Source organism: Desulfosporosinus meridiei DSM 13257, assembly GCF_000231385.2.
GTDB lineage: Bacteria > Bacillota > Desulfitobacteriia > Desulfitobacteriales > Desulfitobacteriaceae > Desulfosporosinus > Desulfosporosinus meridiei.
The window spans coordinates 1,860,733-1,876,298 of the sequence record NC_018515.1 but is presented as its reverse complement, the minus strand read 5'-3'; the positions used below and the strand labels follow the sequence as shown (position 1 = coordinate 1,876,298).

Below are 15,566 nucleotides of genomic sequence, written 5' to 3'. Positions count from 1 at the left end.
GTACACTAATAAGAAGATGCCTCAAGCTGCTGAGACATCTTCTTATTAAATTCAGACACTGTTTATAATTAGCTATTATCTGATTCTTCTACGTCAAGTAAATCAAGCATAAATAGAAATAGCGGAATTCCAAACAATAGCCCCCATACACCCATAAAATGCTCAGAGAGCAATAAAACTACGAAGGTGAAAAATACTGGCAGCTTGGTTTTTATGGACATTAATTTTGGATTTAAAAAATAGGCTTCAATGGCATGCAATAATACTATCATACCAATTACATAAAGTATTTTTAAAAATCCACCCAATTTAAATGCGATAATTGATAAGGGAATAAGTGAAATTATTACACCAGCCACAGGGATTAATCCTAAGATAAAAATCATAAATCCTAATCCTATAACCTGATGAAACCCTAACAAACTCAAAAAGATCGCCGATAAAATCGAATTTATAAAGGAAATCAAAATTTGTGTTTCCATTACTTTGGCAAAGGAGTTCACAAAATTTTGGCCTAATTTTTTATAATACATGTAAACGAAGCTTGCTTTACTGGATTCAAACTTATTTAAGAACCTAATAGTTTTATCTTTTTCAAGTATCAGAAACAGGCTCAAAATTAAGGCAATAAAAATATTCAAACTAAAATTCCAGATATTTGTTACTGAATGGATTAAAAATGTTCCTCCTTCGACCACATAGGACTGGATGCTTGTGCTAATAGCTTCTCGCAACTGCGGATTGATCGCATCCTCATAATTATTGATATCAAAATTACTTAGCTGAACTCCAATGAACATTAACTGCTTAGTTAGAATGGGTATATATCTGTATATTCCAAAGATAATTGATGACGCTACAAAAGAAAAGACTACGACAGTTACCCAAGTTCTATTTATAGGGATTAGTTTAACAATCTTTGAAAAGATGTAGTTCTGAATCCCGTATAAAATGAAAGAAAACATGAAGGTCAGAAGAAGTAAATTCATCATAGGTCGAACCCCTATGATGATTGCAAATAAAAGAAGTAAGGACAACCCCTTTTTAAACAAATTACTTTCCAAAAAATTTTGAAATTTCATTATGAGTTTTTTGCCTCCTGAGAACTCTTAATTTTTTGCTTTATGTTCTATTATACTACATAATACCACGTTACCCCCAAGGTATAAAGGGGCTGTCCGGTTCTCATTATTTCTACAGGTAACATGGTACCCATATCTAAAACTATAAATAAAAATAAAAGGCCACTCATTGAGTGGCCAATTTAAAATAATCCCGCAAAGTTCCTCACAACTAATGGATACACGGCTCAAGATTAATCTTCAACTAAACTTTACCAAAACCAAATACCAGTTGGTTTAATCAAAACTCTTTACAAACATATTTCTGAAGGCTCAAACATTTTAAGGATAGAAACTGCCTACTAAAAAGCAAACCACCTAAACATTTCTTGGTAACGTATGGGAAACTAATCTGGACAAATCCTCCACTATCTGTTAACTTTGATCTACTTACTGCGGTCAATCTTATAATTCACCATTGATAAGGTAAGTCTTAAATCACCTGAATTCTATACAGTTTCCGTTTCCAATTCTCTTTACTGATCACCGAAAAAATCTAACTCTTATTGATCACTGACAATTTACCTTAACTACTAACTACTAAACTACTAACTACTAAACTACTAACTAACTAAACGATTATCTACTGAACGACCTTACTAACTAAACGACTATCTACTGAACGACCTACTAACTAAACGATTATCTACTGAACGACCTTACTAACTAAACGACTATCTACTGAACGACCTACTAACTAAACGACTATCTACTGAACGACCTACTAACTAAACGACTATCTACCGAACGACCTACTAACTAAACGACTATCTACCGAACGACCTTACTAACTAAACGACTATCTACTGAACGACCTACTAACTAAACGACTATCTACCGAACGACCTTACTAACTAAACGACTATCTACAGAACGACCTTACAACTAAACGACTATCTACTGAACGACCTACTAACTAAACGACTATCTACTGAACGACCTTACAACTAAACGACTATCTACTGAACGACCTTACTACTGAACGACTAACTACCTAGCTGAATGTTTCTTTATTGATCGATTGACTGACTGATCGATAGGAGGAACTTTGCGGGAAAGCTTTCTTTATTGAGAAACAGGAAAACCACCTGTCTAGGTGGTTTCAATTCTCGAAATTCAGCATTTTCAGACTGATTGCAATGCCAACTTTCGATGAATCGAAAACTTTTGCCTAGCACGCGACCAACAACTTTTTGGAACTGAATTACTGTTATTGTGTTCTTATGACTTTATTATACCCATAATTAATGTGTTGTCAAGAGTAAACGAAAAGAAAATTACATCATCAAAATGATTGTATTTTTCTAAGGCGATAATGTCTAAGAACACTATCGCCGCCCTACATTATAATGCTTTCAGGACTTGAGATCTCTGCCAGCTTAAATCGAGTCAGCTTGCAAAGGTAATTATTAGATGAAATTTCCTCCGTCAACCACAATTGTTTGTCCAGTCACAAACCCTGCCTGGGCGATTAATGCATACACTACCTCTGCAATATCCTCCGGCTCGGCAACTCTTCCCAGGGGTGTTCCCGCAGCAAGACGAGTGATGTGCTCATCCTTACCTTCAACCCAACGAGTTTGAACAATTCCTGGAGCTACAGCATTAACTCTTACCTCAGGTGCTAAAACTCGGGCCAGGGATTTAGTAACACTGGTAGCTGCGGCCTTAGAAGCGGAATAGGCGATGGAACTTCCTAACCCGGTCAGACCAGCTATTGAAGTTATATTAATAACACACCCTTTACTTTTCTTTAACTCTGCGGCTGCTGCTCTACAGCAAAAAAACATCCCTTTAACATTAACTCCGAAAATATCATCCCAATACTCGTCCTTCATTCCTTCTAGGTCAGAGTGTTCAACAAAATGAGTCATTCCGGCATTATTAACCAGAATATCCAGTGTTCCGAATTCAGTCACTACTTTATCAACCATTGCCCGAACTTCTTCATCCTTAGATACGTCAGCCTTATAGTACAAACTGCGAACCCCAAGCTTCTCTATCTCTTGACACGTCTTTATGGCATCTTCTTCCGAACGGGAGTAATTAATAGCAATATTAACTCCCTCCTTAGCTAATAACAATGCAATAGCCCTGCCGATCCCAGTTCCGCCTCCGGTAATCAAAGCTGTTTTATTTTTCATTTTCTCAATCCTCCCTAATTAGTTTTTATGTATAGTCTAATGCCATCTAGTGTAACTCACCAGTCCTACATAAGACATTAACCCTTGCTTTAACAGTCAAATTACCTTACTCAATAACCTGGATTCAATTCTATCTATTTAGTTTTATTCTTAAGCATCAATTTCTGATATTCGTCCAACACCTCATCTAATGCCTGACTTACCGCAATTACTTCAGGATCAGTGTAAGCTCTCCCCTCTTTAACCTTGATCAAATCTACCCGCAATTTTTCGATTTGCTTTATAAGGTCATTAATCGTATGAGACACTTTTTTCCTCCATTTTGTTGATAATTGACCACCAATTTAACATTATATACTAAAAATCAGCGGGTAATAAGAGCAAAAATTATTATTTAACAGAATCTTAATATAAATTTTTACCAAATTTTATAAATCAATCCTGTCAATTATCAGCAAAACTTAACTCATTTTCGAAGAGGGGGCAACGGCATGGGGGTCTACTCTGTGAACCAGAACTAACCCCCATTTCCGATAAATGGGGGTTAGTTGTAGGTCTATATAAATTCTCTAAACTGTTTCGCGGCCAGTAAGATATCCTCTTGAGCTAAAATTGCCGAGACAACTGAAACTCCATCAATCCCGGTTCCAATAACTTGCTTTAAGTTACTTAAATTAATTCCACCGATAGCTACAATAGGTATTGAAACCGAATTCTTAATCTGACTTAATTGCTCAAGACTGACTTCAGGGGCATCCGCTTTAGTAGGGGTGTTAAAAATTGCCCCTACTCCTAAATAGTCCGCTCCTTGTTGTTGGGCAAGAAGAGCTTCTTCGAGCGTACTTGCCGAGACCCCAATGATTTTGTCCTTTCCAAACAATTCTCTCGCTTTTATCATTGGCAAATCATCTTGACCGATATGCAGTCCTTCGGCATCAACTGCTAAAGCAATGTCCAAACGGTCATTGATAATCAGAGGAATCTCATAGTGTGTAGTTATTTCCTTTACTCTCTGAGCTAACTCTAGAAATTCTTTGCTGGAAACAGATTTTTCTCTCAACTGAACCAAAGTAACTCCGCCTTGTATAGCTTTCTCCACACAGACAGCCAGATCTCTGGTTCCAAGAGTTTTTCGGTCTGTTACTAAATAAAGACTGTAATCAATCTTGGGTTTTTTACTCATACCTTATCTTACCTTCTCTAGCTAATAATTCAGGGGTTAAGTTATAGATACTGTCAAATAGCCTTGTTCTGAAGGTTCCTATACCTTCACCATGACGCAAGGCAGCGTGAGCAATCTCCCCTGCTAAACCCATGCTTGTTATTCCTGCCACAGCAGCACTGAAATAATCTTTGGTCACCCCGCAATAAGTACCCACCAAAGAAGTGGTCATACATCCTGTGCCTGTGACATCTGCTAAAATTTGATGACCATTGTCCAGCAGGCAAACTTGTTTTCCGTCAGAAACAACATCCGTTTTTCCAGTTATAGCAATGATTGAATCTAATTCAGAAGCCAGTGTTTTAGCGACAACAGAGCCATCTTGTTCATCGGCCAGGGAATCCACTCCCTTAATTGCCACTTCTAAACCCGCTAAGACTTTAATTTCAGACATATTCCCTCGAATCACCTCGGGTTTAAGGGCCTGAATTAACCTGGCGGCGGTATTTGTTCTAAGTTTTGTTGCCCCAACTCCCACAGGATCAAGAATAACGGGAACCCCCAGCTCTTTGGCTTTTAATCCCGCACTAAGCATGCTTTCTATCGTCCGGGAATTCAATGTGCCGATATTTATAACTAAAGCAGAGGCAAAACCAACCATTTCTTCTACTTCTTCGAGATCATCCGCCATTACGGGCGAACCTCCGATAGCCAATACAATATTCGCACAATCATTAACGGTTACATAGTTAGTAATATGGTGGATCAAAGGACTTTTTTCTTTAACAAGACTTAGATTCGCGCTCAGTTTTTCACGAATTTGCATTTTGCTGTCAACCTCCATGTAATAATATGAAATATGCTAATTATGATCATAACCGGTACTGTAGCCCCCAAAAAGAAATCGAACTCAATAAACAGGTGATATAACCAAGTACCCAGTGCACATAAAGCTAAGGTACCCCAATTAACTAATAGATCTGATTGAATTCGCTTATTCTTCAGGAGGAAGTAATCCGTCAACAAGATTGAAAATAATGGGGCGAATACGGAGCCTATTGCATAAAGGAAATTTTCGTATTGTTCGATATTAATAATTATGGCCAAGCCTGTGCCTATCGCAGTTATGACTAGGGCTACGGTTTTCTCATTAAGCTGTGGAAAGATATTAAGACAGGAAACCCCTGCGGAATATGCATCCAGGAAGGTTGTGGTTACAGTTGCCAGGACGATAATTCCGAGGGCGACTATGCCCAGATTAGCAGCCAGCAACATAGCAGCCGGATCAGGGTCATTGGCGATAATAGCAGCACCCAGACCAATAATATACATCCAGCTGCTCCCAATAAAGTATCCGAGCCAGCTCCCCACTGCACCATCTCGCTTGGTTTTGGCAAATCGAGTATAGTCAGAAATTAGCGGCAACCAAGATAAAGGCATGATTACAGCTAGTTCCATAGCCGAGCCAAAGGACATTTCACCAATGCCCTGTTTAGTGAAAAGCTCGTGATTGCGAAAAATGATGGCACTTAAGACTAAGGTTAAAATAAATAGTAAAATTACAGCAAAGTGGTTGGCCTTTTTCCAGCCGCTATCCTTACCAAGCCAGAGCCAAAGCATTATTAAGCCGCCGATAATTAAGCTCCAAACTGTCAGATGATCAAATCCCCAGAGTGTGTTAGTGATCTGATTTACTGACCGAGCCCCTACGATGATCATGACTGCCGTCCAACCCAGTAACTGTAATACGTTCAGGATAGAGAAGATATAGGAACCATACTCTCCAAAGGAGATTCGGGTAGATGCTAAGGCAGGTATTCTCTCTTCGGTTCCGATGATACCTCCCAATACCAAAATAGTTGTTCCTACCAGGTGTCCGAGAAGAATTGCTACAAGTCCCATTTTAAACCCCAAAGGGGCAAGCAGACCTCCGGTTATAATTTCCGCGACGGATATAGAAGCACCAAACCAGAGAGTGGTAAAATTAAGCATACTCAAATTATTTTTTACTGATGAACTCACTCAATTAATCCCGCCTTTTTGTAAAGTGTATAAAAGTGATGGGTAGGCCCTACACCCTTACCAATGGACAATGAATTTTGGATAGCTATGGTTATATACTCCTTAGCTAAGGATATGGCCTTATTTAAGCTATACCCTAAAGAAAGGTTTGCCGTAATTGCCGACGAAAGTGTGCATCCGGTACCATGAGTGTTCTTGGTGGCAATTCTAGCTGTGGAAAAGTAACTGAATTCTCCACCGTCGAAAAGTACATCGATAGAGTCATCTTCTAAGTGTCCCCCTTTGAGCAAGACATTTTTTGCCCCCATCTGATGTATCTCCTTAGCGGCTTCTTCCATTTGCTTAAGATTTTGAATGGACTTATTGGTCATAACCTCTGCCTCAGGAATATTCGGTGTAACCACCATCGCCAAGGGCAATAACTCCTTAATTAGGGTTGCTTCCGCCACAGGATTCAACAAATGGTAGCCGCTTTTTGAGACCATAACCGGGTCTAAAACAATAACCCGAGGAGCATAGTTTCTCAACTCTTCGGCAATTACCTCGATTGTCTCGACTTGCGACACCATACCGATTTTTACTCCGTCGACTTCAATATCGTCAAAAATTGCCTCGATTTGTTTAGCGATTACCTCTCTCGAGATATCTTGGACGGCAAAGACCCCTTGGGTATTCTGAGCAGTGACCGCGGTTATTACGCTCATACCAAAAACCCCATGGGCAGAAAATGTCTTAAGATCCGCCTGAATCCCCGCTCCTCCACTGCTGTCTGAGCCAGCTATAGTCAGTACTTTTTTCATACCGCACCTCCTGTTAATTATTCTCCACGATTAAAAAGAGCACAAATCTCCAGAATAAGATTTGTGCTCTTTCATTGTCATAAAAGAGTGAACTGCTTACCTACGCTGGCATTATCCAGATCAGGTTAATAGGGTCTTAGACTTTTGGGTCTAAATCTCAGCCGGCCAATTCCAGCACCCCTGCCCATAGTATTATTTGTTATAAAACTAACACGGAAAAGATATAAAGTCAATGGACATAACCTATTTCTTAGTTAATATAGCGTACTTGGCGCATTGAAGCACCAGACCTGATCATTCTATTAAAAATTGGCACTAAGATGGGATCAAACTGAATTCCTTGATTCTTAGTTAATTCATTTAAGGCTTGTTCTTGACTCATACCTTTCCGATAGGGACGATTGCTTGTCATAGCATCATAAGCATCAGCTATTGCTAAAATACGACACTCCAGGGGAATTTCCTCTTCCTTGAGTCCCAGCGGATAACCCTTACCATTCCACCACTCATGATGTCTCAATATAAAGTCAGATATTGGCAATAAATCCGGAGCTGATTGGGCAATCCGATGGCCGATTTCACTATGTCGCTGCATCTCTTTGAACTCATCTTCAGTCAGCCGTCCTGTTTTAAAGAGAATGCGATCCGGTATACCTACTTTACCGATATCATGGAATTGGGCCAAGAGTCGTAAGTCTGAGAGAGTCCGCTCCGATAAGGTAATAGCTTCACCAAGCATTATCACCAAATCCTGTAAACGATCCGCATGCCCTTCTGTAATAAAATCTCTAGCCTCAAGTGCTTTCATCATAGCTTGGACAATAGCGCTGCGAGTACTTTTACTGCGATGAAGTTTTTCTCGATACATTCCGTCATCAGCTTCCTTAAACACCTCATCAAGATTGACATTAGTGGTTCCACTTACTGCAAAACCCATCGAGAGGCTGAGGGGAAACTCCTTGTTTTCTAAATTATACTTTTCAACGCCCTTACGAATTCTATAGCAGGCTTTTTCTACGACGGTTAAGTCGCTCTTGGGCAGAATAACAGCAAACTCGTCCCCACCGATCCTAAAGATTAGATCTTCTTCCCGAAAACACTTTTTAATGATGGTCCCGGTTAACCAAAGTAATTTATCCCCTGTGCTGTGACCAAGTGTGTCATTAACGAGTTTTAAGCCATCCACATCACAGACAATTATTCCGACAGGAGAATTGCTATCGTTTCCTTGTAAGGAACGCATTTTCTCTTCAAAATACGTACGATTATAGAGGTCAGTTATAGCATCATGAAAACTAATATGCTCTAACTTTTCTTGAAATTGTTTTCGTTCCGTAATATCTTCTCCAATACTGGCAATTCCCGATACATTACCATCTGCATCAAACAAAAGGGTATGATTCCAGTGAACAAAACGGTTATTTCCGGCTTTAGTCCGGATAGGGTAGATATTATGTACAACAATATCCTTACTGGCTAATACCCCTTTTAACCATCTCTTTGCTTTTCGTCTAAAATCATGGGAAATGAAAACATCAAAGAAATTATGCCCAACAACCTCGTCTTTCTCGTACCCGGTTAATCCCAGAATAAAGTCATTACAGAAGATAATGTTCCCGTCCATATCAATAATCCCGGTAATGAGCTTAACATTCTCCAGCATTGAGCGTAGACGACGTTCAGATTCTCGAAGCATTTTTTCCTTAGACTGGAGTTTTTCGTAATTATACCTTAGTTCTTCTTCAACTGCTTCAAGCTCTTCATAACTACTCTCCAGATCCTTCTGAACTGTCATCTTGTTATAGATTTCTTCCTTTAGACTTATTTCTGAATTTGCCAACTTGCGAAAGTTATCTTGCAGCTCCACGGCCATCCGGCGAAAATTAGTAGCAAGGGATTCTACTTCGATAACTGGGCTATCTACCAAATAATTATTCTCTAGTCCATAAATATTCTCGTTGAGTTCTGAAGTAAAACGAGCTAACTTAGTAAGAGGACGAACAAACCAACGTCTCATTAGGACAGCTAAAACCAGACCTAAACAGACTGTTACCACTACAAAATAGACAGGTAAATAATATAACTGATTCAAGACATAGCTGGCCGGTACTGTAACTCCTAACGACCAGTTAACGCCAACTACCGGAGCATAGGCCAAGTATTTATCACCATCTTCAAAGGTATTCCTAGTAATTCCACTTTCTCCTTGAATCATTTTATTAATGGTATCTTTATAACCTAAAGAAGACCGGTTATACATTCGTCCATTGTAGGTCATAATGAACTCCTCATTAGGATGAGTTATCATCAGTCCATCTTTTTGGACAATAAATGCCTTACTTACTTCTCCATCCTTCGCTGAAATAAGTTCAGTTAATTCAGATAAGTTAATACAACCACCAATTAAACCAACGACCTTACTGCCATTCTTGATAGGAGCTGCGACAACAATAATGTGTCTGCCATTCCCCTTAGAATACAAGGGATCAGATATGATTGTATCCCCTGTTGCCATTACTTTATTAAAATAGTCACGTTCTGTTAGACTTCCTTGGAGCCCGGTATTCTGCAAATAGTTACCTTCCCTATCGGCGTAGAAGAGTTCTTCATAACCTTGATTGCGTTGAACTTCTTCATTTAAATAGGATAAGATCAAGTCCTTATCTCCACTCTTCATTAGGGGGATATTAGCCATGATCTCCAGTTTAGATTCATGGGCATTTAACCACAGACTTACTTTAGAACTTAAAGAATGAGTAAGGGATGTAGTATGAGCTTCCAAATTATTCATTAAGACAGATCTTGTCTTATAAATGGCTAAAAAGGATAATCCGCCCAAGCCGAAGGTCAAGGCCATGATCATCAAAACTGTTACAGGTATCTTAAACTTCTTCTTCTTCATTCTTCCTCCCATGAAGATTCCCATCTTCACCTTAAAAAGCAATATTACTCCTAAATTATATAGAATTCTCTTTAGGTTCTAAAATCCCTCTAAAACCAAGTCACTTGACGATAATATTTTACGATAATTATCTTTTATTCTATATTTCGACAAATGTAATCATTGTTCTGCTAGAAAAAAGTATTTTTTGTTCATTAATAGAAAAATAGCATTAAATATTCAAAAGAAACATTAGTTTGTCTTGCGAATGTGATAAAGTAATATCAAGTGATTCTTAGCTTCAGATGGAGTTTGTCTAAGAGGAATACTTACTCCATCTGAAGCTAAGAATCACTTATCCAGGGACGTAGCAGCCGTTATCTCACATAGAAGATAGGAGTTTACGGCTGGTAGTCATCGGATAAACGAACTCAGCATCAGGAGGAATTACAAATGACAGAACATATTCTCTGGATCGAACTTATTCTTATCGCTATGGTCGGCATTGCCATTATCTTAATCATTATACTTTTAACTCGTTCACGCAATCCTTATGCAAAATTAGAGAATCAATTTAACCTTATGGAAAAAAGCCTTGAGCGCAACGAACGTCTCGTGAATGGCGAAATCGCTAAAAATCGTGAAGAAACCAGCCTGAACGCCAAGCAAATTCGCGAGGAATTAAATCAATCTGTTCGCTCTTTTAATGATTCAGTACTATCTCGAATGTCGGAAATAGCCAACCTTCAAGGTAATCAATTAGACATTTTTTCTAACCAGATGAATTCCCTTACAAAAACAAATGATCTAAAACTAGAACAAATGCGCAAAACCATGGAAGAACGTCTGCTACTGATTCAGCAGGATAACAGTCAGAAATTAGACCTCATGCGGGCAACTGTCGACGAAAAACTAAGCGCTACTCTTGAGCAGCGCTTAGGTGAATCTTTTAAATTAGTAAGTGACAGATTAGAGGCTGTTCACAAAGGGCTTGGAGAAATGCAAACCTTAGCCTCAGGGGTCGGAGACTTAAAAAAAGTCCTGACTAATGTTAAAACCCGAGGAATCTGGGGCGAAATACAGCTCGGAAACCTGTTAGAACAAATCCTCACCCCGGAACAATATGCCTGTAATGTTGCAACTAAGGCAGGAAGCAATGATCGTGTAGAATTTGCCATTAAACTTCCTGCCAAAGACGGGCAGAATAATATCATTTGGCTTCCAATCGATGCCAAATTTCCAATTGAAGATTATGAACGGTTAATTGAAGCACAGGATCAAGCCAATCTCCCACGCATAGAAGAATTGGGAAAGTCCCTTGAAAATCGAATTAAGCTGGAGGGAAGAACAATTAGAGATAAATATATTGATCCTCCCTGTACGACAGATTTCGGAATCTTATTCCTGCCGGTAGAGGGACTGTACGCCGAAGTAATTCGCCGTCCCGGACTTTGCGAACTTCTTCAGAGAGAGTACAAAGTCGTCATAACCGGACCAACTACATTAGCAGCCCTCCTCAACAGCCTTCAGATGGGCTTTAAAACCTTGGCAATTGAGAAACGCTCCAGTGAAGTATGGAATTTACTCAGTGCTGTTAAAACTGAGTTCGGTAAGTTCGTCGACATCTTAGAAAAAACTCAGAAAAAGCTCCAAGAAGCAAGCAACACCATTGATACTGCAACCAGAAAGAGTCGCACCATTGCTCGCAAGCTTAAGGATGTTCAGACTCTTCCTGCAGGCGAAGCGGAGGTAATGCTGGAGCAGGAGTCTGAACAAGATTAATATAACGAGGCTACCCCACCCTACTATTCCAAAGTCTCCGATAGCCCCCATTCTGCTTAAGAAGCTCACCATGCTTACCTCGCTCAACCACCTGACCTTTGTCGAGTACCAATATTTCATCCATCTTTTCTAAACCCGTTAATTGATGGGTAATCACTAAAGTAGTACGCCCTTCCATAAGTTTATAGACTTCCTCCCAAACGTCACGTTCAGTTATTGGATCAAGGCCTTCCATAGCTTCATCCAGGATCAGAATCGGAGCATTCTTTAGTAGTACTCTGGCAATTGCCAATCTTTTCCTCTGCCCACCTGAAAGCTTAAATCCACCCTCCCCGACAAAGCTGTCATATCCCTTCGGCAATGATTGAATAAAATCATGGAGCTTTGCTTTTTGGGCGGCTGATTTCACTTCTTCATCACTGGCCTCAGGTTTTGCCAGAAGAAGATTCTCGTGAATTGTGGCATTGAAAATATGAGTTCTTTGCGTTACAACACCTACGTAGTTTCTGGCCTCTTGTTGAGAATATTCACGGAGTGAGTGCCCCCCCAGCTCAATACTGCCCTGATCGAACTCCCAAAATCGGAGCAGTAAATTTACAACGCTTGTCTTGCCTGCACCACTCGCCCCAACAATGGCTACCCTACCCTTTGCAGGGATTTTAAAGGACAGCCGATGTAAAGCCCAAGGCTCCCTCTCCCCATATTTAAAGCTGACTTCCTTAAAGACCAGACTCATATCTTTAGGTAGAGAAACCATTGATTGATGATCTTTAACCGTAGGCTGGGCTTGGATTAGCTCAAGCAAACGCTCTGCCGCAGCCTGATTTTGTTCTAAATGATGAGGAACCTGGGCTAAAGGAACTATTGCTTCAAAACTGCTCAATGTCCCCAGGGCCAACATTCCCAGATTAACTCCACTTAACTTTCCTTGTTCAACAAGCATTATCCCTAAGATAAGGATAAACCACATACTTAGATTTCCAACCATCCAGGTTAAAGCTGAGGAAAAGGCCGTTTGCCAGGCATTCCGACGTTGCTGATCAGTTAATCTTTCGTTGGTATGTCGAACACTCATTAATTGCGACTGAGCTTGGCCGTAAGCGACAAGTTCAGTCATTCCTAAAAGGCTGTCAGCAACCTGGGTGTTGAGTTTTGTCTTTAAAGCAACAATACTCAGCCCTACCCCTCGACTCAAACTTTTGATGATCCAGGGAATAAATAGTCCTGCCATTAAAAAACCAGCTGCTAAAATTGCTGTAAACCTTAGATCATAGCGAGCCAGGAAAAACCCGTATCCGCTAAGAACCAGTAAAGCTACGATGGGCGGAGACATAACTCTTAAAAAGAGATTTTGTTGAATTTCCACATCTGCAACAATTCGTCTAAGCAGGTCTGCACTTCGAAAATTCAATAGGCGAGCCGGGGCAAGGGGTTCTATTGCTTGATAAAACTTAACCCGTATTTGGCTTAAAACCCGAAAGGTCACATCGTGAGCAACATAACGCTCTAAGTAACGAAAGACAGCACGGGATATACCAAAGAAACGAACCCCAACAATGGTCACCATCAAGTCAAGTACCGGAGGATGAAGAGCCGCACGGGCTAGGAGATACGAAGAAGTTGCCATTAATCCAATGTGACTTGTAACAGTCAGCGAACTTAAGATCAAGGCAAGAATAATTCGCCTCCAATAGGGTAATAACATGTGAATTAACCAAGTTGTTTTCTTCATCCTATCTCACCTCGGTATTCCTTCAAGAAGCTATGATAAAGGCCCTGTTCTCGCACCAATTCCATATGGGTTCCCGCTTCAACAATCTGACCCTGATCCATTACCAGAATCCGGTCTGCTTGGAAAACAGTATCCAGGCGGTGAGCGATGATTAAGGCAGTCCTGCCTTGCAACAAACGTGTTAAGGCTTCTTGTACATATTTTTCACTCTCTAAATCTAAGCTGGAAGTCGCTTCATCTAAGATTAAGAGCTGGGCATTTTTTAAGAAAGCCCTGGCCAAGGCAATTCGTTGTGCCTGTCCGCCGCTTAAGCGGGCCCCCCCTTCTCCCAGATAAGTTTCGTATCCATTAGGAAGTTTCATAATAAATTCGTGAGCAGATGCCTCTTGGGCTGCCCTGACAAGATCTTCAAAGCCGGCAGAAGGTCTTCCTAAACGAATATTTTCCGCTACACTTCCGGCAAATAGATATGTGTTTTGAGGAACGTAGGCAATCTCATTCAGCAATTTTTCTTTTGAAATCCTGTCTAAGTAAACTCCATTGATCTGAATATTTCCCGATGTAGGATTAATGAAACCCAATAGAAGCTGGGCAACCGAAGTTTTACCCCCTCCGCTTGGACCGACTATAGCAATTTGTTCTCCTGAATTTATGGATAGATTGATTCCTTTTAGAACCGGGGCCCCTCCAGCTTGATAGGTAAGGCTAACATCTTGAAAAGTAACCCGGAAATTACCGGGCAATGCTGGGGTATCTGTCTTGAATTCTGTCTGATCATCATTATCTTCATCCTGCAAAGGAGCATCCAAAATCTCAAAGATTCGGGCAGCGGCATTTACCCCAGACAAACCTGCATGAAAGTTTAAACCTAAGGTTCTTAAAGGAGTATAAAATTCAGGTGCCAGCAGTAAAAGAAACAAACCGGAAGAATATGAAAGAGTTCCATTAACCAGTCTTAACCCTATAGTCACTGCTACCAGAGCAGTGCTGATTGTTGCCAGAAACTCCAGCATAAGAGCAGATAGAAAAGCAATTCTTAACACACTCAGGGTTGATCTTCGAAAAGACTCGCTAACTCTTTCTATAACCCTGGTTTGATTTTTGGCTTGCCCAAATACTTTTAGAGTCGTCAAGCCCTGGAGAATATCTAAAAAATGGGCACTCATCCAACTTAAATCTTTCCACTGCTGCAGTGATTTTTTCTCAGCAAGTTTCCCGATTAACATCATGAAAATCGGTATAAGCGGGCCGGTCACGAGAAGAATCACTCCGGACTTCCAATCCCGAGGAAACACAAAGCAAAGGATTACCAAGGGTATACCCGCGGCCAATAATAGTTGGGGCAGATATTTCGAAAAATAGTCCTCCAGTGCTTCAATTCCGTCGATAACCGTAGAGATTAGTTCCCCGGATCGTTCCCCTCTCGTATATAGGGGGCCCAAGGACATAATATGCTTTAGCAATCGTTCACGTAAATTTAGCTTTATATAGGAAGCCACCTCAAAGGCAGATACTTCACTGCCCCATTGAAATATTGCCCGAGTTATGATAATTGCCAGGATCATCAAGAGGAAATTCCAAGTCTCCTTTAGGTTAGCCCCTTCTAAGAACACTCTGGAGACTACGCCGGAGAAAAACCAGGCCTGGGCAACAGCTAATAAGGCGATCCCTATACTAAGACATATAGTTAGTAAAAGAAATCTCCAAACAGACCTCCCCTCTCTGATTAACCGCTTATCAAACATTTTATTATCATCTCCTTCGGCAAGACAGGGAGACGGTTCTTCTGTCTTGATTTTGGGGCCGTCAAAGTTAGGGGTTTCCTCATATGGCTTCACTTCGCCACTGTCCCCTTAATTCATGTCCTTAGGCGCTCGTCTAAATTAATTAAGGGCAAGAAATATCTTGCCCTTAATTATATA

At 40.3% G+C, this 15,566-nt stretch carries 11 protein-coding genes and 1 riboswitch; of the genes, 1 reads left to right on the top strand and 10 read right to left on the bottom strand.

Annotated elements, in window-relative coordinates; translation table 11 throughout:
- Positions 1 to 68: 68 nt before the first annotated feature.
- The 8 genes from DESMER_RS08605 to DESMER_RS08570 form a co-directional block, all read right to left on the bottom strand.
- Positions 69 to 1,082, bottom strand: coding sequence for an AI-2E family transporter (locus DESMER_RS08605; RefSeq protein WP_014902656.1), 1,014 nt, complete (start codon positions 1,080 to 1,082; stop codon positions 69 to 71).
- Between the two features lie 1,448 nt (positions 1,083 to 2,530).
- Positions 2,531 to 3,265 (bottom strand): SDR family NAD(P)-dependent oxidoreductase, encoded by a 735-nt coding sequence (locus tag DESMER_RS08600; RefSeq protein ID WP_014902655.1) that lies wholly within the window; start codon positions 3,263 to 3,265, stop codon positions 2,531 to 2,533.
- Between the two features lie 134 nt (positions 3,266 to 3,399).
- A complete protein-coding gene (locus DESMER_RS08595) occupies positions 3,400 to 3,573 on the bottom strand; it encodes an aspartyl-phosphate phosphatase Spo0E family protein (protein ID WP_014902654.1) in 174 nt (57 codons plus the stop codon).
- 248 nt (positions 3,574 to 3,821) lie between these two features.
- Positions 3,822 to 4,448: a thiamine phosphate synthase gene (thiE, locus tag DESMER_RS08590; protein ID WP_014902653.1), complete on the bottom strand. Its 627-nt coding sequence runs from the start codon at positions 4,446 to 4,448 to the stop codon at positions 3,822 to 3,824.
- Positions 4,441 to 5,253, bottom strand: coding sequence for a hydroxyethylthiazole kinase (thiM, locus tag DESMER_RS08585; RefSeq protein ID WP_014902652.1), 813 nt, complete (start codon positions 5,251 to 5,253; stop codon positions 4,441 to 4,443). The genes thiE and thiM overlap by 8 nt, the downstream gene beginning before the upstream one ends.
- The gene (cytX, locus tag DESMER_RS08580) at positions 5,232 to 6,449 is read right to left on the bottom strand and encodes a putative hydroxymethylpyrimidine transporter CytX (RefSeq protein ID WP_014902651.1); all 1,218 of its coding nucleotides are present in this window, start codon (positions 6,447 to 6,449) and stop codon (positions 5,232 to 5,234) included. The genes thiM and cytX overlap by 22 nt, the downstream gene beginning before the upstream one ends.
- Positions 6,446 to 7,249 carry a bifunctional hydroxymethylpyrimidine kinase/phosphomethylpyrimidine kinase gene (thiD, locus tag DESMER_RS08575; protein ID WP_014902650.1) on the bottom strand — a complete coding sequence of 268 codons (804 nt, stop codon included), beginning with the start codon at positions 7,247 to 7,249 and terminating at the stop codon, positions 6,446 to 6,448. The genes cytX and thiD overlap by 4 nt, the downstream gene beginning before the upstream one ends.
- Positions 7,250 to 7,329: 80 nt before the next feature.
- A riboswitch (TPP riboswitch) is annotated at positions 7,330 to 7,441 on the bottom strand.
- Positions 7,442 to 7,499: 58 nt separating this feature from the next.
- Entirely contained in the window at positions 7,500 to 10,151 is a 2,652-nt protein-coding gene (locus tag DESMER_RS08570) for a diguanylate cyclase domain-containing protein (protein WP_148275267.1), read from the bottom strand.
- Positions 10,152 to 10,583: 432 nt separating this feature from the next.
- Here DESMER_RS08570 and DESMER_RS08565 point away from each other — a divergent pair, with 432 nt between their 5' ends.
- A complete protein-coding gene (locus tag DESMER_RS08565) occupies positions 10,584 to 11,912 on the top strand; it encodes a DNA recombination protein RmuC (protein WP_014902648.1) in 1,329 nt (442 codons plus the stop codon).
- Positions 11,913 to 11,922: 10 nt separating this feature from the next.
- Here DESMER_RS08565 and cydC read toward each other — a convergent pair whose 3' ends face one another.
- Both cydC and cydD read right to left on the bottom strand, forming a co-directional pair.
- A complete protein-coding gene (gene cydC / locus DESMER_RS08560) occupies positions 11,923 to 13,644 on the bottom strand; it encodes a thiol reductant ABC exporter subunit CydC (RefSeq protein WP_014902647.1) in 1,722 nt (573 codons plus the stop codon).
- Entirely contained in the window at positions 13,641 to 15,389 is a 1,749-nt protein-coding gene (gene cydD, locus DESMER_RS08555) for a thiol reductant ABC exporter subunit CydD (protein ID WP_042334397.1), read from the bottom strand. Before cydD ends, cydC begins: the two co-directional genes overlap by 4 nt.
- Between the last annotated feature and the right edge of the window lie 177 nt (positions 15,390 to 15,566).